The sequence below is a fragment of the Arthrobacter alkaliphilus genome (genome assembly GCF_021483235.1).
GTDB classification, from domain to species: domain Bacteria; phylum Actinomycetota; class Actinomycetes; order Actinomycetales; family Micrococcaceae; genus Arthrobacter; species Arthrobacter alkaliphilus.
Map to the genome: position 1 here is coordinate 15,275 of NZ_JAKEEC010000013.1, position 23,860 is coordinate 39,134.

Genomic DNA, 23,860 nt, shown 5'->3' on the forward strand with positions numbered 1-23,860 from the left:
AAAGGGCCGGCCCCCGGAAACTCCGGGCGCCGGCCCTTCGACGTCTCCGCGACTGTGAGCTAAAGCGCACTGGCTTGGCCGCACGCGCGCCGGGCAGGCCTTGGCCCTGTGGTAATTTTGAAGGGCAAATGTTCCTTTTTTAATTCCGTCCCGTGAGGCGGGGAAAGGGGAGACGAGCGATGACTGAAGTCACTGCGCCGGTGCCGTCCAGGGTTGTCCTCAACCACGCGGACATTGACCGCGCACTCACTCGTATCGCCCACGAGATCCTCGAAGCTAACAAGGGCTCCCAGGATCTGGTTCTTTTGGGCATCCCGCGCCGCGGCTATCCGCTGGCAGTGCGGCTGGCGGAGAAAATCGCCGCCGCGGATCCATCCGTCAATGCCGCTGCGATTGTCGGTCAGTTGGACGTCACCATGTTCCGTGACGATCTTTCCCACCAGCCAGCCAGGCCTCCTTACCCCACCAAGCTTCCGTTGTCCGGCATCGACAACAAGGTGGTTGTCCTCATCGATGATGTCCTGTACTCCGGACGCACCATTCGTGCAGCGCTCGACGCCATCACCGACCTCGGCAGGCCGCGCATCGTCCGCCTGGCCGTGCTCGTGGACCGCGGGCACCGCGAACTGCCGATCCGCGCGGACCACGTCGGCAAGAACCTGCCCACCTCTTCCTCCGAAAAGGTCCGGGTCCGCCTCGAAGAACTCGACTCCGCGGACGGTCAGCCGATCAACGAAGTTGTGATCGAGGCGGGCGCATGAAGCACCTGCTCTCCACCGAGGACCTCAGCGCTGCGAACGCCATCCGCATCCTTGACACCGCCGAAGAGATGGCTACGGTAGGGGACCGGGAGGTCAAGAAACTGCCGGCCCTGCGCGGGCGGACCGTGGTCAACCTCTTCTTCGAGGACTCAACCCGCACCCGTATTTCCTTCGAGGCAGCGGCGAAGCGGCTCTCCGCCGACGTCATCAACTTCGCTGCGAAAGGGTCCTCGGTTTCGAAAGGCGAGTCCCTCAAGGACACCGCGCAGACGCTGGCGGCCATGGGGGCGGACGCAGTTGTGATCCGCCACTGGGCTTCCGGCGCCCCGCACCGGCTGGCCGCCACCGACTGGATAGACGCTGCCGTCATCAACGCCGGGGACGGCACCCACGAGCACCCCACGCAGGCCCTCCTCGACGCTTTCACGATGCGCCGGCACTGGTCCGCCTTGCACGGCTCGGCATCCACGGGCGCAGACCTCACCGGCATGCGCGTCGCGATCGCCGGCGACGTACTGCACTCCCGTGTCGCGCGTTCAAACGTGTGGCTCCTTCGCACCCTTGGTGCGGAAGTAACCCTCGTGGCCCCGCCCACCTTGCTGCCGATCGGCGTCGGACACTGGCCTTGCAAGGTCAGCTACAATCTCGACGAGACGCTCGAGGGGGGAGTGGACGCCATCATGATGCTGCGCGTCCAAGGCGAGCGCATGAACGCTTCCTTCTTCCCGTCCACCCGCGAGTATTCGCGGCGCTGGGGCTTCGACGATCGCCGCCTGCGCGCGCTCGACGACCTTGGGCTCAAGGACACCATCATCCTGCACCCGGGTCCCATGAACCGCGGTTTGGAAATCTCCTCGGCCGCGGCCGATTCCACCCGTTCCACCGTCCTGGCCCAGGTTCGGAACGGCGTGTCCGTCCGGATGGCGGCGTTGTACCTGCTGCTCTCGGGGGATACCCGTGAAGCCGCCCACACTCCAGGCGCAGCCCGAACCAACACTGCCCGTTCCGACAAGGAGATCAACTGATGACCGAGACCGCAACAGGAACATCGACGGGTACCTACTTGATCCGCGGCGCCGCTATCCTGGGCGGCGACGCCGAAGACCTGCTGATCCGTGACGGCGTCATCGCCGGGCGCGGCGTCGGCCTTTCCGCAGATGGCGCGACCGTCATCGACGCCGCGGGCCTCGTGGCGCTGCCAGGCATGGTGGACATCCACACGCACCTGCGCGAGCCCGGCCGGGAGGACGCGGAAACCGTCGAGACGGGCACCCGCGCCGCGGCCCTTGGCGGTTACACCGCGGTCCACGCCATGGCCAACAGCAACCCCGTGGCGGACACCGCCGGCGTCGTCGAGCAAGTGCACAGCCTGGGCCGGGCCTCGGGTTGGGTTGATGTCCGCCCGGTAGGCGCCGTAACGGTCGGCCTCGCCGGCGAGCAGCTCGCCGAACTGGGCGCCATGGCGGATTCCCGTGCGCAGGTCCGGGTCTTCTCCGACGACGGAATCTGCGTCCACGATCCCGTGCTGATGCGCCGCGCCCTGGAGTACGTCAAGGCGTTCGACGGCGTCGTTGCCCAGCACGCGCAGGAACCTCGCCTCACCGCGGGGGCCCAGATGAACGAGGGCACCGTGTCCGCGGTCCTCGGACTGGCCGGATGGCCGGCAGTCGCGGAGGAAAGCATCATCGCCAGGGACGTCCTCCTGGCCCAGCACGTCGGCTCGCGCCTGCACGTCTGCCACGTCTCCACGGCCGGCTCCGTGGAAATCGTCCGTTGGGCCAAGGAACGCGGCATCAACGTCACCGCCGAGGTCACGCCCCACCACTTGCTGCTCACCGACGAACTGGTCCGCAGCTACGACCCCGTCTACAAGGTCAACCCGCCCCTGCGCACCGACGCCGATGTCCAGGCGCTCCGTGCGGGGCTTGCGGACGGCACCATCGACGTCGTCGGCACGGACCACGCACCGCACCCGAGCGAGCACAAAGAATGCGAGTGGGCACAGGCCGCCATGGGCATGACGGGACTGGAAACGGCCTTGTCAGTAGTCCAGGAAACCATGATCGAAACCGGGCTCATGACGTGGGCGGACTTCGCCCGCGTCACCTCCACGGTTCCCGCGGCCATCGGCCGCGTGGCGGACCAGGGCCGGCCGCTTGAGGTCGGCGAGCCCGCGAACGTCATCTTGGTGGACCCGGCTGCCCGCTGGACAGTCGATCCGCATAAGATGGCGACCATGGGCCGGAACTCACCCTTTGCGGGCAAAGAGCTGCCGGGCGCCGTCGTCGCCACGTTCTTCAAGGGCCACCCCACCGTACTGGACGGCAAGCTCAATACGCCGTACCGCTACGCAGCGGAGCCGGCTGGTGCCGGCAGCAAGTGATGGACACCAAGATTGCCTCCTTGCTCCTCGTCGTGGTCCTCGCCGGGGTCGCGGCCGGACTCATTGCGATCGGTTGGCGCGGCAGGCTCAAACGGCAGGCCGGCCTCGGGCAGCTTCCGGACGTGTCCGAAACGCTCAGCCCGGCCAGCGTTGTGGCTGAAGGCCAGTACGTGGCCACGACGACGGCGGGAGACTGGCTTGACCGGATCGCAGTCCACGGGCTTGGCTTCCGCGGGAACGCGGAAATGAGCGTCCACCCGGAAGGCGTCCTCTTCGACCGGAAGGGGACCGCGCCCTTGTTCGTCCCGGCGGAATCGGTGACGGATTGCGGCAGCGCCAACGGGATGGCCGGCAAGTTCGTAGAGAAGGACGGACTCGTGGTCCTGAGCTGGATGCTCGGCGGGCGCGGACTCGATACCGGATTCAGACCCAGGCAAGCCGCCGACAAGCAACCGCTCCTCGAAGCACTTCAAGAATTGATCTCTGCAGCCCCCCAGGCAGATGCCGATAGTGGAAAGTAACAAAGTGACGGATAGCAATGCCGCAGCAGGCACAGTGACAGGCAAGACCAACCCAGCAGAGTCCTCGGCGGCAGTGCTGGTCCTCGAAGACGGGCGCACATTCCGCGGCCGCAGCTACGGCGCGACCGGCGTGGCCCTGGGCGAGGCGGTCTTCGCCACCGGCATGACCGGGTACCAGGAAACCATTACGGACCCTTCGTACGCCCGCCAGCTGGTGGTCCAGACGGCTCCGCACATCGGGAACACCGGCGTGAACAAAGAGGACGCAGAGTCCCGCCGCATCTGGGTGGCAGGGTACGTAGTCCGTGACGCCGCACGCCGTCCCTCGAACTGGCGCTCGGAACGCAGCCTTGACGAAGAGCTTGCGGACCAGGGCATCGTCGGAATCCAGGCCGTGGACACCCGCGCCATCACCCGGCACCTGCGCGAACACAAGACCATGCGGGCCGGAATCTTCTCCGGCGAGGCAGCCAAGGCCACCGACAAGGAACTCCTGGACACTGTCCTGGCCAGCGCCCCCATGGAAGGCGCCCGCCTGGCCGAAGAAGTGAGCATCCAGGAAGCCTACGTCGTCGAACCCGCAGACCATGGCTGGGACGGCGAGCCGAAATTCAGCATCGCGGCGGTAGACCTTGGCATCAAGGCGATGACCCCGGTCCGCTTCGCCGAACGCGGCGTGCGCGTCCACGTCCTGCCGGCCACCGCAACCCTGGAGGACGTCAAGGCAGTCAACCCGGACGGCTTCTTCATGTCCAACGGCCCGGGCGACCCCGCCACCGCAGACGCCCAGGTGAACCTGCTCCGCTCCGTGCTCGACGAGAAGCTGCCGTACTTCGGCATCTGCTTCGGCAACCAAATCCTGGGCCGTGCCCTCGGATTCGGTACCTACAAGCTCAAGTACGGCCACCGCGGCATCAACCAGCCGGTGATGGACCGCCGCACGGGCAAAGTGGAAATCACCTCGCAAAACCACGGCTTCGCCGTCGACGCTCCCACGGACGGTGCCACGATGGCTCCCGAAGAGCGCTTCGGCCGGGTCGAGGTCAGCCACGTGAGCCTGAACGACGACGTCGTAGAAGGACTCGCCTGCCTCGACATCCCGGCCTTCTCGGTCCAGTACCACCCCGAAGCCGCAGCCGGACCGCACGACGCCGCATACCTCTTCGACCGCTTCATCGACCTGATGGAGAGCACGAAGAACGGCGATGGCGCCGCGCAGGCCACCGACACTCAGACATCGAACTCCGCGAAGAACGAGGACAACAAGTAATGCCAAAGCGTACAGATCTCAAGAGCGTCCTCGTTATCGGTTCCGGCCCGATCGTCATCGGCCAGGCGGCCGAATTCGACTACTCCGGGACCCAGGCGCTGCGTGTGCTCAAGGAGGAGGGCTTGCGCGTCATCCTCGTGAACTCCAACCCGGCCACCATCATGACGGACCCTGAGTTCGCCGATGCCACCTACGTCGAGCCGATCACTCCCGAGGTGGTCGAAAAGATCATCGCCAAGGAGCGTCCGGACGCCGTGCTGCCCACCCTGGGTGGACAGACGGCGCTCAACACGGCCATCGCCCTGGACAAGAACGGCGTGCTCGAGAAGTACAACGTCGAACTCATCGGTGCCAACATCGCCGCGATCGAACTTGGCGAGGACCGCGAGAAGTTCAAGGGCGTCGTGGAACGCTGCGGCGCCGAGTCGGCCCGCAGCCACATCATCCACACCATGGACGAAGCCTTCGCCGCGGCGGACGACCTCGGCTACCCGATGGTGGTCCGTCCGTCGTTCACCATGGGCGGCCTGGGCTCGGGCCTGGCGTACAACGAGGACGACCTGCGCCGCATCGTGGGCCAGGGCCTGCAGTACAGCCCGACTTCCGAGGTCCTGCTCGAAGAGAGCATCCTGGGCTGGAAAGAATACGAGCTGGAAATGATGCGCGACAAGAACGACAATGTCGTTGTTGTGTGCTCCATCGAGAACTTCGATCCGGTGGGCGTCCACACGGGGGACTCCATCACCGTTGCCCCGGCCCTGACCCTGACCGACCGCGAGTACCAGAAGCTGCGGGACGTCGCCATCGCCGTCATCCGCGAAGTCGGTGTCGACACCGGCGGCTGCAACATCCAGTTCGCCATCGAACCGGACACGGGACGCGTCGTCGTCATCGAAATGAACCCGCGTGTTTCGCGTTCGTCCGCGCTGGCCTCCAAGGCCACCGGCTTCGCGATCGCGAAAATCGCCACCAAGCTCTCCTTGGGCTACACGCTGGACGAGATCCCCAATGACATCACGCAGAAGACCCCGGCGAGCTTCGAGCCGACCCTCGACTACGTCGTCGTCAAGGTTCCCCGCTTTGCGTTCGAGAAGTTCCCGGCCGCGGACAACACGCTGACCACCACAATGAAGTCGGTCGGCGAGGCCATGGCCATGGGCCGCAACTTCACGGAGGCCCTGCAGAAGGCCCTTCGCTCGCTTGAGCAGAAGGGTTCCCAGCTGGACTTCAGCCACGTGCCCGAATGGGAAGTTCCCGAGCTGGTCGAGAAGTCCAAGCGCCCGACGACGGACCGCCTGTACCAGGTGCAGCGCGCCTTGCTGGGTGGGGCCTCGGTGGAAGAACTCTACGCCGCCACCAAGATCGATCCGTGGTTCCTGGACCAGCTGCAGTTGCTCAACGAAACGTCCCAGGAGATCCGCAACGCCGGTGCCCTGACGGAAGACATGCTCCGCAACGCCAAGCGCCACGGCTTCTCGGACGAGCAGATCGGCGCCCTGACCCACAACCCGGAAGCGGTTGTGCGCGGCGTCCGGCAGGCATTGGGCATCCGTCCTGTCTACAAGACGGTGGACACCTGTGCCGCCGAATTTGCCGCCTACACCCCGTACCACTACTCGGCGTATGACGAGGAGGACGAGGTTGCCCTGCACTCCAAGCCGTCCGTCATCATCCTGGGTTCGGGACCGAACCGCATCGGCCAAGGCATCGAGTTCGACTACTCCTGCGTCCACGCTTCCATGGCGTTGCGCAAGGCCGGTTACGAGACCGTCATGGTCAACTGCAACCCGGAAACTGTGTCCACGGACTACGACGTCTCCACGCGCTTGTACTTCGAACCGCTGTCGCTCGAGGATGTCCTCGAAGTCATCGCGGCTGAGGAGCGCACGGGCGGCGTCATGGGCGTCTTCGTGCAGCTCGGCGGCCAGACTCCGCTCAAGCTCGCACAGCAGCTGGCCGACGCCGGCGTGCCGATCCTGGGTACCTCCCCGGAAGCAATCGACCTTGCCGAGCACCGCGGCATGTTCTCCCGCGTGCTTGACCGGGCCGGATTGATCGCCCCGAAGAACGGCACGGCTGTGTCTTTCGAGGACGCCAAGAAGATCGCCGACGAAATCGGCTACCCGGTCCTCGTTCGTCCGTCGTACGTGCTGGGCGGACGCGGCATGGAGATCGTCTACGACGAGGCCAACCTCTCGCGCTACATCGCCAACGCCACGGAAATCACCCCGGACCACCCGGTGCTGATCGACCGCTTCCTTGAGGACGCCGTCGAAATCGACGTCGACGCGCTCTTCGACGGCACGGACATGTACCTCGGCGGCATCATGGAGCACATCGAGGAGGCCGGCATCCACTCCGGCGACTCCGCCTGCGTCCTGCCCCCGATCACCCTGGGCAGCAACGTGATCGAACGCGTCCGTACGGCCACCCGGGCCATCGCCGAAGGCGTCGGCGTCCGCGGCCTGATCAACATCCAGTTCGCGCTGGCGTCCGATGTGCTCTACGTCCTGGAAGCAAACCCGCGCGCATCCCGCACAGTGCCGTTCGTTTCCAAGGCCACCGGCGTACAGATGGCCAAAGCCGCCGCGCTCATCGGCACCGGAGTGACCATCAACCAGCTCCGCAGCGCCTACAAGATGCTGCCGGAAACAGGCGATGGTTCCAACCTTCCACTCGACGCCCCTGTGGCCGTGAAGGAAGCGGTGCTGCCGTTCAGCCGTTTCCGGACCCCCGCAGGCAAGGTAGTGGACTCGCTCCTCGGCCCGGAAATGCGCTCCACGGGTGAGGTCATGGGCATCGACAAGCATTTCGACACCGCTTTCGCCAAGAGCCAGTCCGCGGCCAACAACGCTTTGCCCACGGAAGGCAAGATCTTCGTCTCTGTCGCGAACCGCGACAAGCGCTCGGTGATCATGGGCGTCAAGCGCCTGTCGGACCTCGGTTTCGAAATTGTCTCCACCGGCGGTACCGCGGATGTCCTGCGGCGCAACGGCATCCAGGCCACCCCCGTCCGCAAGGTCGCCGAAGGCAGCAGCGCGGAAGGCGAAGGAACCATCGCGGACCTCATTGTCGCCGGCGAAATCGACATGGTCTTCAACACGCCTTCCGGCGGCGAAGCCCGCAGCGACGGCTACGAACTCCGCGCTGCCGCTACGTCCATCGGCATCCCCTGCATCACGACCGTGGCGGAGTTCAATGCCGCGGTGCAGGCCATCGAGGCGCTGCGCACCTACGAGTGGTCCGTGACGAGCCTTCAGGAACACGCGGCGGCATTGTCAGCTTCCCAGGCCGCAACGGCCGAGGCCGTCAATGCCTGAGTCTGCCGAAGCCGTCCGGCAGGCCCTTGCGCAGCCGGGGCAGGAGCCGTTCGGCTCCCGCCTCGCTGCCGCGATGGCTGCCCGCGGGCCCTTGTGCGTCGGCATCGACCCCCACCCCGGACTCCTGGCGGACTGGGGATTGAACGACGACGCCGCCGGCCTGGAAAGCTTTTCCCTCACCGTCGTGGAGGCCGTGGCGTCGCTCGCTGCCGCGGTCAAGCCGCAGGTGGCACTCTATGAGCGTCACGGCTCGGCCGGGATGGCGGTCCTGGAACGGACCCTTGCGGCCGCCTCCGATGCCGGTGTCTTGAGCATCGCCGACGCCAAACGCGGAGACATCGGCTCCACGATGGCCGCATATGCCGACGCCTGGCTACGGGACGGTTCCGCCTTGGCAGCAGACTCGGTGACGCTGAGCCCGTACCTCGGCTTCGAATCGCTGCGCCCGGCCCTGGACCTTGCGGCCGAATCGGGCCGTGGTGTTTTTGTGCTCGCACTCACGTCCAACCCGGAGGGCAAGTCCGTCCAGCACGTTGGCGGTCCGGAGTCCGTGGCCCGGCGGATCGCCGAGGCCGCGGGAGCGGAGAACCGCCGCTATCCCGCCGCCCTGCGTACGGGGGGCCTGGGCTCTGTGGGCCTCGTGGTAGGTGCCACGATCGGAGGGGCACTCGTGGACCTCGGGCTGGACCTCGATGCCGTCCATGGGCCGATCCTCGCGCCCGGGCTGGGCGCACAGGGAGCCACACCGGCGGATTTGCGTGCCACTTTCGGCGCGGCATACCCGGCGGTCCTCGCGACGTCGAGCCGGGGAATCCTGGCAGCTGGACCAACGATTGCCGGATTGCGGTCCGCCACCGAATCCACCCGCGACGGCTTGCTGGACGCCTGAGCGCCATCTTGGTGGGGCCAATCCATTGCGCTCCGCACTGGCCACAGGATAGCTTCAGGATCAGTCCAATCCGCTATGCACTCGCTGCCGGCCAAAGGGGGATGTGTCAGTGACCTTAAAGGCTCTGTCGCCAGAGGAACGTTCCGATGCCTTGGAAAAAGCAGCGAGAGCCCGGGCAAGGCGCGCACTCGCGAAGGAACAGCTCAGGACGGGCGAACTCAGCTTTGCCGGCCTGATCAAATCGGCGCAGACTGACGAAGCCATCGCCCGGATGCGTGTTTCCGAGCTCATCGAGGCCGTGCCGGGCGTTGGTCCGGTACGCGCAGCGGCCATCATGGCGGAGATAGGGATCGCTGCTTCACGCCGGCTCAGGGGCCTGGGAATTCACCAGTCCCGGTCGCTGATAGATTTTATGGAAGACAAATACAGCGTTTAAACGAATGCAGCGCTTAAAAAGCACAGCGAATGCAGCGTTTAAGAACAACAGCGCTTAACGCCCCTCCACGAAGGACGATGTGAGCAAGAATCCGGGACTGACCGTCCTCGCAGGCCCCACTGCCGTTGGCAAGGGAACAGTATCTACATATATCCGGGACAATTACCCCGAGGTCTGGCTGTCGGTTTCAGCCACCACCCGCGCACCGCGGCCGGGGGAGAAGGACGGGGTCCACTACTTCTTCAAAACCGCCGAAGAGTTCGACGCGCTGGTTGAGGACGGGCAGTTGCTTGAATGGGCCGTTGTCCACGGAAGGAACCGCTACGGCACGCTCCGCAGCACCGTGGACGCTGCCATCGCCGAAGGCAAGTCCGTGCTGTTGGAGATCGATTTGCAGGGCGCCCGCCAGGTCAAGGCGGCAGTTCCGGACGCCAATTTCGTGTTCCTTGCTCCGCCCAGCTGGGACGAAATGGTCCGCCGCTTGGTGGGACGCGGCACTGAAACCCCGGAAGAACAGCAGCGCCGGCTGGAAACCGCTAAACTGGAACTTGCCGCTGAACCGGAGTTTGACCACACCGTCATCAATGACGACGTACGCCGGGCAGCGGACGAGCTTGTTTCACTCATGGGGCTTACCCCGCACCAGCGCTAAGCGCTAGCAGTTGTCAGCCCGTTAGAATTTGGAGAATTCGTGTCCACGAACCTTGAAGGCATCATCAACCCGCCGATCGACGAGCTGCTTGCTGCTGCCGATTCCAAGTACGGCCTGGTGATTTTCGGCGCCAAGCGCGCACGCCAGATCAACGCGTACTACGCCCAGCTGCACGAGGGCCTCTTCGAGTACGTCGGCCCGCTGGTCGACACCAAGCTGAACGAGAAGTCGCTTTCCATCGCCCTGCGCGAGATCAACGAAGGCCTGCTGGTTTCCACGCCCATCGAGCCCGCAGAGTAAGCAGACTGCCTGTTGACGGAGGTCACGTGCGCATAGTCCTCGGAGTCGGGGGAGGGATCGCAGCCTACAAGGTTGCATCGCTCCTCCGGCTTTTTACTGAAGCCGGACACAACGTCACGGTCATTCCCACTGAGGCCGCCGTCCGCTTTGTCGGCGTGGCTACGTGGGAGGCCCTCTCGGGCAATCCAGTGAGCAACAGCGTCTTTGACGATGTCGAGAAGGTCAACCACGTCCGTCTCGGCCATGAGGCGGACCTCATTGTGGTCGCCCCGGCAACCGCAGACCTGCTTGCGAAGGCAGCAACCGGACAAGCGGGGGACCTGCTTACCAACACGCTGCTCATGGCCCACGGCCCGGTTCTTTTCGCCCCGGCCATGCACACCGAAATGTGGCAGAACCAAGCCACCCAGGCGAACGTGGAAACACTCCGCAGCAGGGGAATCACCGTTCTGGAACCCGCGGTGGGCCGGCTGACAGGCGCGGACTCCGGGCCGGGCAGGCTGCCCGAGCCGGAAGCGATCTTCGCGGCCGCCATGGCGTTGGTGGGCGCCTCCTCGCCTTCAGGCCGCATTGCCGGATCGAAACCGCTGGCCGGGCGCACCATCACGATCTCCGCCGGCGGCACCAGGGAGCCCCTGGACCCAGTCCGTTTCCTCGGGAACAGGTCTTCCGGCAAGCAGGGTGTTGCCCTGGCCGCCGCTGCTCTCGACGCAGGTGCCCACGTGAGGTTCCTCGCTGCCCACATGGACGTGCAGGCACCCGCAGGGGTCGAACTGGTCCAGGTCGAATCCGCGCTGGAACTGCGTGACGCAGCGCTGGAAGCCGCCGTCGGCTCCGACGTCGTGATCATGGCCGCGGCTGTCGCGGATTTCCGGCCTGCCGAGGTTTCAGGCACGAAGATCAAGAAGGCCAATGGCAACGACGCCCCCGTGGTGCGGCTCGTGCAGAACCCGGACATTCTCCATGAACTCGTGGTGCGGCGCGACGCCGAGGCATCCACGCAACTGATCATCGGTTTTGCGGCCGAGACCGGGGACGAGGACGGCAACGTCCTGGAACACGCCACCGCCAAGCTCAAGCGCAAAGGCTGCGACCTTTTGGTGGTCAACCAGGTCGGCGTCGGGCAAGTCTTCGGCCAGGACCAGAATTCTGTGATCATTCTCTCCGGCCATGGCGCGGCGCCGCAGTCCGCGGCGGGTTCCAAATCCGACGTCGCCGCCGCCGTCATTGACCGGATCAGCAGCGAATTAAGCCAAGTGCGCCCCGCCACCTAGGCGCCGGGCAAGGCTCATGAGCCAGCTGGCCCATCCTTAGCATTGGGACATACGGCGGAAGCCGGCCGTCCCCAACCGAGTAAGGTAGTCGAGTGACTTTACCGCTGCACCATGAATCCCACGGCACCCCGTCCAAGCTCCGGCTCTTCACATCCGAGTCGGTTACCGAGGGGCACCCGGACAAGATCTGCGACCAGATCAGCGACGCCATCCTTGACGCGCTCCTGGCGGCAGACCCCGAGTCGCGCGTTGCCGTTGAAACCATGGCCACCACCGGCTTGGTGCACGTTGCCGGTGAAGTCACCACGGATGCGTACGTTGAAATCCCGCAGATCGTCCGCGAGACCATCCTCGGAATCGGTTACGATTCGTCCGCCAATGGCTTCGACGGCGCCCGTTGCGGCGTGTCTGTCTCCATTGGACAGCAGTCCAATGACATCGCCGGCGGCGTCTTCAACTCGCTCGAAGCGCGCGAAGGCCGCCAGGAGGACGACTACGACCTCCAAGGCGCCGGTGACCAGGGCATCATGTTCGGCTATGCGAGCGACGAGACCCCGTCCTACATGCCGACGCCCATTTGGCTCGCGCACCGGCTGTCCGAGCGTCTCACTGAAGTCCGCAAGAGCGGCGAGCTGGCGTACTTGCGCCCTGACGGCAAGACCCAGGTGACGGTCGGCTACGACCGGGACCGTCCGGTTTCCGTTGAGACGGTGGTCATCTCCAGCCAGCATGCCGAAGAAGCCCACCTCGATCAGCTGCGCGCAGATCTCGCCTCGCACGTGATCGATCCCGTCCTGGCTGTGTCCAACCTGGACATCTCGCATGTCACAAATATCCTCAACCCCGCCGGCGCCTTCGTCATCGGCGGTCCCGTGGGTGACGCCGGGCTGACCGGCCGGAAGATCATCGTTGACACGTACGGCGGATTTGCCCGCCACGGCGGCGGTGCCTTCTCCGGTAAGGATCCGTCGAAGGTGGACCGCTCTGCGGCCTACGCGATGCGCTGGGTGGCGAAGAACGTCGTGGCGGCTGGCTTGGCCAAGCGGGCCGAAATCCAGATCGCCTACGCGATCGGCCAAGCGCGTCCGGTAGGCACCTACGTCGAAACCTTCGGCACTGAGACCGTTGATCCGGCGAAGATCAGCGAGGCGATCGCGGAGATCTTCGACTTGCGTCCGCGCGCCATCATCGACGCCCTCGACCTCAAGCGCCCCATCTACGCCAAGACCGCAGCGCACGGCCACTTCGGCCGCGAAGAACCGGACTTCACGTGGGAACGATTGGACCGCGTGGACGAACTGAAGGAATTCTTCAACGCCTGACGTGGCCGCTCCAGCCGGAACCGGAATTGTCGGTGGTGCCTGCTTGGATTGCGATAAAGCATCCGGCACTTCAGGGAGGTGACAAGCATGGGCGACGGTTCATTGCTTCCCTTTGCCGCGCCGCAGTCCTCGCCGGCCCATCAGCCGTCCCTGCTCCAAGGCTTCCCCCTGCGCGGGAAGGACGCGGCCGGGCCGCCGCTCGCCGCCAGCAACCCGGTAGCCCGGGTCCTGATCGAATCCTCCTTGCCGCATCTGGACAGGCCCTTTGACTACAGCGTCCCGGCCGAGTTGGACCGGACCGCGCTGCCAGGCGTCCGGGTCAAAGTCCGCTTCAGCGGCCAGGAACTCAGCGGCTACGTCCTGGAGCGCATGGAATCGTCGGAAGCCGGACATGCCCTGACCCCACTCCTCAAAGTGGTTTCAGCCGTCCCGGTGCTGACTCCCGCATTGCTGGAGCTCGCCTCAAGCGTAGCCGCGCGCTACGCCGGGACGCTCAGCGACGTCCTCCGCACGGCAATTCCTCCCCGCGTCGCGCGGCTGGAAAAGCAGTTCCTCTCCGGCGAGTCCCTCCTGGACGGCAATTCCCCGCTGGACAGTCCTGCAGGACAGACCGAGACCGCTTCGTACGCCCAAGCGGCCTGGGCTTCCTACACCAACGGAGCGCCCTACCTGCAACACCTGGCCGGGGGCGGCTCACCCCGCGCGGTCTTGACGGCGGCGCAGGGTTTCGGACCCGCAGCCTGGCCCGGGCTGGTGGCATCCGCGGTGGCGGCCGTCCGCTCCTCCGGGCGCGGCGCCGTCGTCGTCGTTCCCGACTACCGCGATCTTGACCGCATGGAGGCTGCGCTGCGCGCTGTCCTGCCGCCCGGAGAGATCGCTCGCCTGACGGCCGACGACGGCCAGACACCGCGGTACCGGAGTTACCTTCGGCTCCTCAGCGGCGCCGCGACGGTGGCAGTAGGCACCCGCTCCGCCGCATACGCTCCGGTGCGCGACCTTGGGCTGGTGGTCTGCTGGGACGACGGCGACGACCTCCACATTGACCAGCGGGCTCCCTACGCCCACACCCGGGAAATCCTGCTCTTGCGTTCGGAACAGGAGTCGGCTGCGTGCCTCATGGCTGCGCACAGCCGCAGCACAGAGCTTCAGCGGCTTGTCGAGGGCGGGTGGGCCGTTCCAGTGGAAGCGCCGCGTCAAGTGGTCCGCGCCATGACGCCCAGGGTGCTCAATACGGCTGACAGCTTCGAGCAGGAACGCGACCCCCTGGCGAAGATCGCACGATTGCCCGCCGCCGCCTGGCGGGCAGCCAAAGAAGGACTGGAACGCGGACCCGTCCTGGTCCAGGTTGCCCGGGCCGGCTATGCCCCCTCCCTGGTGTGCGAGGATTGCCGCGAACCCGCCCGGTGCAACAACTGCCAGGGTCCCTTGGCAATCGCAGGACAATCGGCCCTGCCGCAGTGCCGCTGGTGCTCCACGCCGGCACCGGAATGGCGTTGCCGGCATTGCGGCGGCGGCCGTCTCCGCAGGGGTGCCGCCGGAGTGCTGCGGACCGCGGAAGAACTGGGCAGGGCTTTTCCAGGCAAGCCCGTCGTGACATCGTCGGGCGACCAGGTCAAGGCCGCAGTGTCCGAAGCCCGTGCCTTGGTGGTCGCAACCGTGGGGGCCGAACCGGTCGCGGCAGGCGGCTACGCAGCGGCGCTGCTCCTGGACGGCAATTCGCTACTGCGCCGGGAAAACCTGCGCGCCGGCGAGGACACGGTACGGCGATGGTTCAATGCCGCGGCCCTCGTGCGGCCCGCGAATGAAGGCGGACTCGTCGTCGTTACCGCAGACGACACCACCGCGACAGGTGCCCTGTTGCGCTGGGACCCGGCGGGATATGCCTCCCGCGAACTTGCCTTGCGGAAGGAGCTCGAGTTGCCGCCCGCCGTGCGGATCGCCTCAGTGACCGGCAAGAGGGCCGACGTCGTGCATTTCACCGAAAGCCTGGCCGGCACCATCCAACTCCGCACCGTGGGCCCCGCGCCGGTCTCGCTCGCCTTGTCGGCCCAGCGCGCCCCAGGGCTGGACGACGATCCTGACGTCAGGACGCTGATCTTCATTCCCTATGCCCAGGCGGCTGTTGCCACCCAGTCCATGAGGGCCGTCAAAGCCGCAAGCGCGGCGAAGCGCACTTCGGGGCCGGTGCAATTGCGGCTCGACGGCGTCGACGTCCTCTAGCGCCGTTTGCGGCTGCGCATCGCAACGATCTCTTCGGCCACGGCCAGCAGTTGGCGGGCCGACTCGTCCCACGAGAAATCGGCCGCACGTTCCACGGAGCGGCGTGAGCGCGCTTGCCACACTTCGCCGTCTTCGAGGGCCTTCACGGCTGCGGCGAACTCGCCGGGCGATTCGGGGTCAACGTAGCTCACGGCGTCCCCGCCCACCTCACGGAAGATGGGGGTGTCGCTGGCGATCACCGGAGTGCCAAGTGCCATCGCCTCGACCAAGGGAAGGCCGTAACCTTCCGCCCTGGACAGGCTGACGAGCGCGGTGGCCCGGAGCAGGAGGGAATCGTATTCGGCATCCGTGACTCCGTTGTGGAACTCGACGCTGGCACCAGGCGGGACCAAGCCCTCCAGTTCGGCGCGGCGCCCGGGGGTGATCCTGCTGAGCAGATGCAGTGTGAATCCGGGCAATTCGGCCATCCCCTGGATCATGGTCTCCACATTTTTGTAGGGCATGAAGGAACCCATGTAGAGCAGCGACTTCTCAGCGCCGGCGCCCGGATCGCGCGGCGCCTGGCCTGGCTGCGGTGCGTTGCCCACAATCCGGACTGGTCGGCGCGTCAGCTTGAACTTCGCCATGAGCGACTCGGTGGTGTGGCTGATGGTGGCGACGATGTCGGCCCGGTTGAGCAGCAGGCGCTGTGGCCAGTATGCCTTGTGGTACAGCCGCCAGAGCAGCCTTACCGGTGCGGGCAGGAAGCCGGGAGGGGCAGGGTGCTCGTAATAGATGAGGTCGTGCAGGGTCAGTACCAGGCCGTATTTGCGCCCCCAGGTTCCCATCGTCTGCATCGGGCAAACCACCACATCGGCGCCGAGCTTGTTGACTTCGCGCGCCACGAACAGCTCGCGGGGAGACAGCGGGCTGCCGATGTGCACGTAGGGGACATCCGGGAGGAGCGCCAACTGGCGCTTGTCACTAATGAGCATGGTGACATCCGCGATCTTGGACGTCGCCGCGATGAGGCTCGATCCGTAGCGGCTGATCCCGTCATGATGGTCCGTGCGGGTAAAGCGGGCATCTATGACGATTTTCACGCGGGGTGTTCCTCCAGGAAGCTGCGGATGGCGGCGGCGGCAGGCGCCGGTGTCTCGTAATGGATCAGATGCCCGACGTCGGGGATCACTTCCAGCGTGCCGTCCGGGAGCAACTCCAGGAGCTTGTGCTGGTCCCGGAGCAGGGCGATCTCGTCCTTCTCGCCGGCTACGAGCAACACGGGAAGGTCCAGTTGCCCGGCGACTTCGGCCACGTGGCTGGACACCGACGCCCGGAATGACTCCAGGAGGCTCGCGCGGTCGGCGAACGCGGAGAAGTACGCATCGTGCTGGCCATGCACAAAAGCCCGGAGTTCCTTGTCCCGGGTCTTTGCCATCGTGGCGCTCATGACGCGGACTATGATGCGGCTGCGCAAGACGGCGAGTCCAAGCCGGCGGGGGAGCTTGGCGGAGACCTGGTAGTACAGGACCGCGAGTTTGGTCATGAGGCCCTTGGGGCCCTCAAGCGCGGGGGCCGCGATGGGATTGACCAGGATCAGCGAACGGATGGCGCCCGGGTTCGCCGCGGCGAAGTGGCTCGCGACGATGGATCCGAAGGAGTGCCCCAGGAGAACGGTGTCCGCTCCGAGGCCCAGGGCCGCCATGAAACCGCTGATGAACTTCCCGTAGCGTTCCACGGTGTGCGGCTCTCCCGAGAAAGGCTCCGAGCTGCCAAAGCCGGGAAGGTCGGGCATGATGACCCGCATTTCCGGCAGGTGGTCTACTACGCGGAGCAGGCCGTGGTGGTCGCCGCGGAAGCCGTGGATGACCAGGATGGTGCGTGTGGCCGCGGTCACCGTGACCGGTTCGTAGCACCAATAGGCCACGTTGCTGCCGTCGACGTCGACGTCCGAGGCACTCGTCCGCGAGGCGAGGTCCTTGCTGAAGAACTGTCGTGGGGAAGCTGGTGCGGGTTCGGGGGAGTGGTTGGTGTCCACTTGTTCCATTCGGCAGGTCCTAGTTGACGTTGTCCGGATGCGATCCGGTGCGGTGGTGGCGTTCGAGGGCGGCCAAGCCATCCATGTCATCGGTGTCCAGCTCGAAGCCGAAGACATCGAAGTTCTCCTGGATGCGTGCCGCGGTACTGGCTTTGGGAATCACGATATTTCCGAGCTGGAGGTGCCAGCGGATGATGATTTGGGCGGGAGTCTTTCCATGTTTTTCCGCCAGCGCGCGGATCGCCGGGTCCTGAAGGACCTGCCCGCGCCCCAGCGGACTCCACGCCTCCGTACGGATGTGCAACTGCTCGTGCAGGGTCCGGAGCCGGGTCTGCTGCAACCAGGGGTGCAGCTCGATCTGGTTCACGGCCGGAACCACTTCGGCTTTTTGCATGAGTGCCTCGAGGTGGGCCGGCTGGAAGTTGGAAACGCCGATCGCGCGCACCCGGCCTTCGCGGTACAGGGTCTCCATGGCCCGGTAGCTTTCCTGGAACAAGCCGCGCCCCGCGCAAGGCCAATGGATCAGGTAGAGATCGACGTAGTCGAGGCCGAGATTGGCCATGGAGGTATCGAAGGCGCGCAGCGTGGAGTCGTAGCCCTGGTCATCGTTCCAGAGCTTGGTGGTGACAAAGACGTCCTCGCGGGAAAGGCCGTGGGTGCGCTCCCCGGAGCCGCCCGTTCCGCCGTCGACACCTGGCGGCGGTATGACCGCACTTCCGATGCCGCGCCCGACCCCCGTTTCATTGCCGTACATCGCGGCTGTATCGAAGTGCCTGTACCCGGCGCCCAGTGCTGTTGCGACCAAAGACGTGGCATCTGCCGGGGGCACCTTGTAGAGCCCGAATCCCAACTGGTCAATGGAGACACCGTTGTTGAGACTGAGCCTTGGCGGGTGTTTCATAGCCAAGACTCTACCTACCTCGATGCCGGGAATGTTTCAGGGGCCTTCAATTATTCAGGAAGGGCTGTCGAAACTGACCAAGCGCTTCGCCGTAGCCTCATCCAGGATCAGGTCTGTGGCCAGTTTCGCTTCCAGTGCTCCGCGGAGGCCGTTGATCTTGGATTCACCCGAGACGACGCAGATCCGGCGTCGGACCTGCCTCAGTTGTTCGTGGCTTGGGCCGGTGGACCGCTCGTTGAGGGTGATGCCGTCGGAAGAGCCGTCGGCGCGGAAGAAGACGGTGGCGACATCGCCCACGACGTCGGAGCCGGCCAGCAAGTTCAAGTCCGTTTCATCGAGGTATCCGCCTGCGTAGACGTGGCTGGGGTAGTCCGAATGCACCGAGCCGACACCGAAGATGGCGATGCTCATCCTGGCTTGCAGATCGAGCACGCGCTGGACGCTGCGCTCATTCCACATGGCGGTCTTGGTGGAGGCGTGGTCGAAGAAGGCGGGTACGGGGAACTGTTCTACCCGCGCACCATAGGCGATGCCGAAACGGCGCATGATGTCGCTCGCGTAGGTGATGCCGGTGGTGTGCATGTTGCCGGCGCCGTTGAGCTGCACGATGGTGCTGCCGTGCGTGATCTTCCGTGTCAGGTGCCTGCTGACGGCGCTGATGGTGGCACCCCAGGCCACTCCGATAATGGCGTTCGAATCGACCAAAGGGCCGATCGTCCGCGCGGCCTGCGTCGCGACCCGGTCGAGGGTTTCCGCCTCGTTCAGCGTGTCCAGGACGGGCACCACGTGCGCGTCGACGCCGTAGTGGTCGCGGATCATGCGTTCCAGTTCGGGGGCAGAATCGAGCGGGCTGCGTATCTGGACTTGGACCAATCCCGACTCGCGGGCCGAGGACAGCAGGCGGGAAACGGTTGAGCGCGAGGTCCGAAGTTCGCGGGCGATGGCGTCCATGGTGAGGTCCTGGAGGTAGTACATCTGTGCTGCCCTGAGGGCCTCCGAATGGCGTGATCGCGGCATCTCAATTCCGTTCTGCACGTTTGTGCAAGTAGCTTGATTTCATTTTCCACTCTTTCGAAGAATAGTTATGCACGGTGCGACGTCAAGTGAAGCAGCGCACATTCAAGCCCGAGGGAGCAGTTTTGGGAAACACCAGCAAATCCGGTTCCGCAGCAGGATCACCGCGTCGTACCTCGGTTTCGGCACTTCGTGAACGGCCACAGGCCCAAGTACTGATCATCGGCGGCGGTATCAACGGCGTCGGAACCTTCCGTGACCTGGCACTCCAGGGCGTGGACGTCGCCCTCGTCGAACGCGGCGATTACTGCCAGGGCGCGAGCGGAGCCTCATCGCACATGATCCACGGCGGCATCCGCTACCTCGAGAACGGCGAGTTCCGCCTGGTGCAGGAATCGGTGGTCGAGCGCAACCGGCTTCTGAAGATCGCTCCCCACTACGTCAAGCCGTTGCAGACGACCATCCCCATCTTCAGCACCTTCTCCGGCATACTTTCCGCCCCCACGCGCTTCCTCACGCACAAGCGGGGGAAGCCGAAGGAGCGCGGGGCCTTCCTCATCAAACTCGGCTTGAGCATGTACGACTTCTTCTCCCGCGACGGCGGCAGCGTCCCCCGCCACCAGTTCCTGGGCAAGGAGAAGGCCCTCACCGAGTTGCCGCGGCTGCACCCGGGCATCAAATACGCAGCCACCTACTTCGACGCCTCCGTGCACAACCCGGAGCGCCTGACGCTCGATGTGCTCCAGGACGGCGAGAAGGCCGGCAGCGCCAGCAGCTTGCCGGGCGGCAGTGCCCGCGCCAGCAACTACGTCGCGATGGTGTCGACAGACTCCCCGGCCGGACAGGCGGGCGCTGTGCTGCTGCGGGATGAACTCACGGGCGAGGAATTCAGCTTCCAAGCGGACGTGATCGTCAACGCGACCGGGGCCTGGGTTGACCTCACCAACGAGGCAATGGGCGCCGCGAGCCGTTTCATGGGCGGAACCAAAGGCTCCCACATTGTCCTTGACCACCCGGAATTGCTCGCAGCCTGCGGGGGCCGCGAGATCTTCTTCGAACACACTGACGGACGGATCGTCCTGATCTACCCGATGGGTGACCGCGTCCTCGTGGGGACCACCGACGTCGAGGCGGACATGGCCCAGGATGCCGTGTGCACCGACGCGGAGATCGATTACTTCTTCGACCTTGTGGGCCATGTCTTCCCGTCCATCAAGGTCGAGCGCGACCACATCGTGTACAGCTTCGCCGGCGTCCGGCCGCTTCCGCGCCACGATGACACCCAGCCGGGCTTCGTTTCCCGCGACTACCGCATCGAGCGAAGCGGGCCGAAACCTTCCGGTGCCGCACCCGCCGGTGACTTGACCGCCGCGGGCGGGAAGGCCGCCGTCGTACTCTCCTTGGTCGGCGGAAAATGGACCACGTTCCGCGCCCTCGCCGAACACCTGAGCAACGATGTCCTCCGCGAGCTCGGCATGGACCGCAAGGTCTCGACGGCGGAACTTGCCATCGGAGGCGGCCTGGACTTCCCGGACAGCGAAGACGGAATCCAGGACTGGATCAAGAAGCACATGGCATCCGGGTTCGACGCCGATCGGGTCAACGGCCTGCTCACCCGCTACGGCACGCGCGCGGAAGACGTCATGGCCTACCTCGCTGCAGGCGAAGACCGGAAACTCCGCTCCACGAATGAACTTAGCGTCCGCGAGCTGGAGTTCATGGCCGCCAACGAACAGATCGGCCACCTCGTGGATGTCCTCATCCGCCGCACCTCACTGGCCTTCCGCGGCCTCGTGACCGGCGAGCTCCTGAACGAGGTCGCAGAGGTCCTCGCCATGCACCTCGGCTGGGATTCAGCGAAGCGCCAGGCCGAAATCCAGCATGCACAGGAGGTGCTTCGACGTTTTCATGGCGTTACTGTTCACAGCCTCGTCGCATGAACGTAATGTACGTCACATCAGCTTGATTGTTCGGGCCAAGAGGCCTGGACACAGGGGTTCCGGCCTTCCGCTCCGTATGGGAACGCCGAAACCGGGGCGGCGCTAACAGACGCTGGCCCACCGGCCCCATAAAACCTGCGGGGCTGACAAAAGAAGGAAAAGAGGAGTCAAAGATGTCTCTCGGAATTGTTTTCCTTTCCGAAGTATTTGGAACCGGCATGCTAACCCTCCTTGGTTGCGGGGTCGTGGCCAACGTCGCGCTCAAGGGCACGAAGGGCAACAGCGGCGGGTTCCTGATGGTGAATTTTGGCTGGGGGATTGCCGTATTTGCCGGCGTCTACGTAGCGGCCATGTCAGGGGCGCACCTGAACCCCGCGGTGACCCTTGGGCTCTTGGTTGACGGCAAGTCCGAGTATGCCCCGGGCGTGGCTGTGAGCGCGGCCTCCACCTTCACTTACTTCGGCGGAGAACTGCTTGGCGCCTTCCTCGGCGCCGTATTCGCCTGGCTCGCCCATAAGCAGCACTTCGACGTCGAGCCCTTGGCAGCGAGCAAGCTGGCTGTCTTCTCCACGGGACCGGCAATCCGCTCCTACCCGTGGAACCTCGTCACCGAAATCATCGCCACGTTCGTCCTGGTGTTCGTGATCCTGACATTGGGCGGGACCCCCTCCGGCCTCGGACCGCTCGCGGTCGCGTTCCTTGTGGTCGGCATCGGCGCTTCCCTCGGCGGCCCGACGGGCTATGCGATCAACCCCGCGCGTGACCTCGGTCCGAGGATCGCCCACGCACTCCTGCCGATCAAGGGCAAGGGTTCCAGCGACTGGGCCTACTCCTGGGTTCCGGTAGTCGGCCCGCTCGTCGGTGGAACCATCGCAGGACTAGTCGCCCACTCCATACCGATCATGGCCACCGTCGCCAAGTAGCAAACCGGTCAGTACTTATCCGCATCCACACCAAAGCAAGCAGACAAGGACGTCAAAATGTCGCAATATGTCATCGCCATTGACCAGGGAACCACCAGCTCGCGTGCAATCGTGTTCGATCACTCAGGCAACATCGTCTCCACGGGCCAGATGGAGCACGAGCAGATCTTCCCCCAGGCCGGTTGGGTTGAGCACAACCCCGTGGAGATCTGGGACAACGTCAGGGAGGTCGTCGGATCCGCGTTGTCGAAGGCAAACCTGACACGGCACGACATCGCAGCCGTCGGGATCACCAACCAGCGCGAAACCGCGGTCGTATGGGACAAGAACACCGGCGAGCCCATCTACAACGCGATCGTCTGGCAGGACACCCGCACCCAGTCCATCGTGGACGAGCTGGCCCAGGACGGCGGCCCTGAGCGCTTCAAGGAAAAGGTGGGCCTGCCCTTGGCCACCTACTTCTCCGGCACCAAGATCAAGTGGATCCTCGACAATGTTGAAGGTGCGCGGGCCAAGGCCGAGGCCGGGGACCTCATCTTCGGGAACACCGACTCCTGGGTCCTGTGGAACCTGACAGGCGGTGTAGACGGTGGCGTGCACGCCACGGACGTCACCAACGCCTCGCGCACCATGTTCATGGACCTCGAGACCCTGCAATGGGACCAGGGCATCCTGGACGCGTTCGGCGTGCCGGCATCGATGATGCCCGCCATTAAGTCCTCCTCCGAGGTCTACGGCACCGTGCACACCTCGCAGCTTCTGCGCGAAGTGCCCGTCGCCGGCATCCTGGGCGACCAGCAGGCGGCAACCTTCGGCCAAGCGGCGTTCCAGCCGGGCGAAGCCAAGAACACCTACGGCACCGGTTGCTTCTTGATCTTCAACACGGGCGAAGAAATCGTCCACTCGAAGAACGGACTGCTGACCACGCTTGGCTACAAGCTGGGTGACGACAAACCGCACTACGCCCTGGAAGGCTCCATCGCCGTCACGGGTTCGCTGGTCCAATGGCTCCGGGACAACCTCGGCATGATCAGTTCCGCACCGGAAGTGGAGACATTGGCGGCCGGCGTCAAGGACAACGGCGGCGTCTACATCGTGCCCGCGTTCTCCGGACTGTTCGCCCCGTACTGGCGTGCCGACGCCCGCGGAGCCATCGTGGGCCTGACCCGGTTCGCCAACAAGGGCCACATCGCCCGCGCGGCACTGGAGGCCACCGCATTCCAGACCCGCGAAGTGCTCGACGCCGTCAACGCCGACTCGGGCGTTCCACTGACCGAGCTGAAGGTCGACGGCGGAATGGTCGCCAACGAGGCGCTCATGCAATTCCAGGCCGACATCCTCGGCGTGCCCGTGGTCCGTCCGAAGGTCGTGGAAACCACTTCCCTGGGCGCTGCCTACGCGGCCGGTCTCGCCGTCGGCTTCTGGAAGGACCTCGGCGAGCTGAGCGCCAACTGGAACGAGGACAAGCGCTGGGAGCCGCAGCTGGACGACGCCGAGCGGGACCGCCAGATGCGCCTCTGGAAGAAGGCAGTGACGAAGTCGATGGATTGGGTCGACGAGGACGTTAAGTAAGTTCAACCAGAAGGAGACTTTCGCCCTTCACCCGGGTTAGTCCTACTCGCCCGAAAAGGGGCCGGTAACTCCCGCCCGCCCGTCCCCGGCAGCTCCCAACGCTCGCAAGCTCGCGTCGGGGCCCTCGCTGCCGTGGGCCCATCGC

The 23,860-nt window shown here is 65.2% G+C and carries 20 protein-coding genes; 16 read left to right on the top strand and 4 right to left on the bottom strand.

Annotation, left to right across the window (positions count from 1 at the left end; all coding sequences use genetic code 11):
* Positions 1-179 precede the first annotated feature (179 nt).
* From pyrR to L0B83_RS10785, 13 genes are all read left to right on the top strand, one after another.
* Complete coding sequence (gene pyrR / locus L0B83_RS10725; RefSeq protein WP_234758400.1) at positions 180-761, top strand: bifunctional pyr operon transcriptional regulator/uracil phosphoribosyltransferase PyrR; 582 nt, start codon at positions 180-182, stop codon at positions 759-761.
* On the top strand, positions 758-1,786 hold the full coding sequence (locus L0B83_RS10730) for an aspartate carbamoyltransferase catalytic subunit (RefSeq protein ID WP_234758401.1): 1,029 nt from the start codon (positions 758-760) through the stop codon (positions 1,784-1,786). Before pyrR ends, L0B83_RS10730 begins: the two co-directional genes overlap by 4 nt.
* Positions 1,786-3,144: a dihydroorotase gene (locus tag L0B83_RS10735; RefSeq protein WP_234758402.1), complete on the top strand. Its 1,359-nt coding sequence runs from the start codon at positions 1,786-1,788 to the stop codon at positions 3,142-3,144. Before L0B83_RS10730 ends, L0B83_RS10735 begins: the two co-directional genes overlap by 1 nt.
* Positions 3,144-3,665, top strand: a complete 522-nt coding sequence (locus L0B83_RS10740) for a PH-like domain-containing protein (protein WP_234758403.1) — start codon at positions 3,144-3,146, stop codon at positions 3,663-3,665. The genes L0B83_RS10735 and L0B83_RS10740 overlap by 1 nt, the downstream gene beginning before the upstream one ends.
* Positions 3,646-4,935 (top strand): glutamine-hydrolyzing carbamoyl-phosphate synthase small subunit, encoded by a 1,290-nt coding sequence (gene carA, locus L0B83_RS10745; RefSeq protein WP_234758404.1) that lies wholly within the window; start codon positions 3,646-3,648, stop codon positions 4,933-4,935. The genes L0B83_RS10740 and carA overlap by 20 nt, the downstream gene beginning before the upstream one ends.
* On the top strand, positions 4,935-8,255 hold the full coding sequence (carB, locus tag L0B83_RS10750; protein ID WP_234758405.1) for a carbamoyl-phosphate synthase large subunit: 3,321 nt from the start codon (positions 4,935-4,937) through the stop codon (positions 8,253-8,255). Before carA ends, carB begins: the two co-directional genes overlap by 1 nt.
* Positions 8,248-9,144 carry an orotidine-5'-phosphate decarboxylase gene (gene pyrF, locus L0B83_RS10755; RefSeq protein WP_234758406.1) on the top strand — a complete coding sequence of 299 codons (897 nt, stop codon included), beginning with the start codon at positions 8,248-8,250 and terminating at the stop codon, positions 9,142-9,144. The genes carB and pyrF overlap by 8 nt, the downstream gene beginning before the upstream one ends.
* 109 nt (positions 9,145-9,253) lie before the next feature.
* Positions 9,254-9,580: an integration host factor, actinobacterial type gene (gene mihF, locus L0B83_RS10760; RefSeq protein WP_234758407.1), complete on the top strand. Its 327-nt coding sequence runs from the start codon at positions 9,254-9,256 to the stop codon at positions 9,578-9,580.
* 79 nt (positions 9,581-9,659) lie between these two features.
* Complete coding sequence (gene gmk, locus L0B83_RS10765) at positions 9,660-10,232, top strand: guanylate kinase (protein ID WP_234758408.1); 573 nt, start codon at positions 9,660-9,662, stop codon at positions 10,230-10,232.
* 39 nt (positions 10,233-10,271) lie between these two features.
* Positions 10,272-10,532, top strand: coding sequence for a DNA-directed RNA polymerase subunit omega (gene rpoZ, locus L0B83_RS10770; RefSeq protein WP_028267125.1), 261 nt, complete (start codon positions 10,272-10,274; stop codon positions 10,530-10,532).
* 26 nt (positions 10,533-10,558) lie between these two features.
* Complete coding sequence (gene coaBC, locus L0B83_RS10775; protein ID WP_234758409.1) at positions 10,559-11,806, top strand: bifunctional phosphopantothenoylcysteine decarboxylase/phosphopantothenate--cysteine ligase CoaBC; 1,248 nt, start codon at positions 10,559-10,561, stop codon at positions 11,804-11,806.
* A gap of 92 nt (positions 11,807-11,898) precedes the next feature.
* Positions 11,899-13,128, top strand: coding sequence for a methionine adenosyltransferase (metK, locus tag L0B83_RS10780; protein ID WP_234758410.1), 1,230 nt, complete (start codon positions 11,899-11,901; stop codon positions 13,126-13,128).
* Positions 13,129-13,215: 87 nt separating this feature from the next.
* A complete protein-coding gene (locus L0B83_RS10785; RefSeq protein ID WP_234758411.1) occupies positions 13,216-15,348 on the top strand; it encodes a primosomal protein N' in 2,133 nt (710 codons plus the stop codon).
* Here L0B83_RS10785 and L0B83_RS10790 read toward each other — a convergent pair.
* Genes L0B83_RS10790 through L0B83_RS10805 form a run of 4 tightly spaced genes read right to left on the bottom strand, consistent with a single transcriptional unit; the run spans position 15,345 to position 19,283 of the window.
* Complete coding sequence (locus tag L0B83_RS10790; RefSeq protein WP_234758412.1) at positions 15,345-16,430, bottom strand: glycosyltransferase family 4 protein; 1,086 nt, start codon at positions 16,428-16,430, stop codon at positions 15,345-15,347. The two genes, L0B83_RS10785 and L0B83_RS10790, sit on opposite strands and share 4 nt — an antisense overlap.
* On the bottom strand, positions 16,427-17,374 hold the full coding sequence (locus tag L0B83_RS10795) for an alpha/beta fold hydrolase (protein WP_234758413.1): 948 nt from the start codon (positions 17,372-17,374) through the stop codon (positions 16,427-16,429). The genes L0B83_RS10790 and L0B83_RS10795 overlap by 4 nt, the downstream gene beginning before the upstream one ends.
* A gap of 10 nt (positions 17,375-17,384) precedes the next feature.
* On the bottom strand, positions 17,385-18,266 hold the full coding sequence (locus tag L0B83_RS10800; protein ID WP_234758414.1) for an aldo/keto reductase: 882 nt from the start codon (positions 18,264-18,266) through the stop codon (positions 17,385-17,387).
* Positions 18,267-18,320: 54 nt separating this feature from the next.
* Positions 18,321-19,283, bottom strand: coding sequence for a sugar-binding transcriptional regulator (locus L0B83_RS10805; protein WP_234758415.1), 963 nt, complete (start codon positions 19,281-19,283; stop codon positions 18,321-18,323).
* 122 nt (positions 19,284-19,405) lie between these two features.
* Between L0B83_RS10805 and L0B83_RS10810 the strand changes: the two genes are divergently transcribed.
* The 3 genes from L0B83_RS10810 to glpK all read left to right on the top strand — a co-directional run bounded on the left by L0B83_RS10810 (position 19,406) and on the right by glpK (position 23,715).
* Positions 19,406-21,220 (top strand): glycerol-3-phosphate dehydrogenase/oxidase, encoded by a 1,815-nt coding sequence (locus L0B83_RS10810; protein ID WP_234758416.1) that lies wholly within the window; start codon positions 19,406-19,408, stop codon positions 21,218-21,220.
* Between the two features lie 173 nt (positions 21,221-21,393).
* Entirely contained in the window at positions 21,394-22,143 is a 750-nt protein-coding gene (locus L0B83_RS10815; RefSeq protein ID WP_234758417.1) for an MIP/aquaporin family protein, read from the top strand.
* 57 nt (positions 22,144-22,200) lie between these two features.
* Positions 22,201-23,715 (top strand): glycerol kinase GlpK, encoded by a 1,515-nt coding sequence (glpK, locus tag L0B83_RS10820; protein WP_234758418.1) that lies wholly within the window; start codon positions 22,201-22,203, stop codon positions 23,713-23,715.
* The last annotated feature ends 145 nt before the right edge of the window (positions 23,716-23,860 follow it).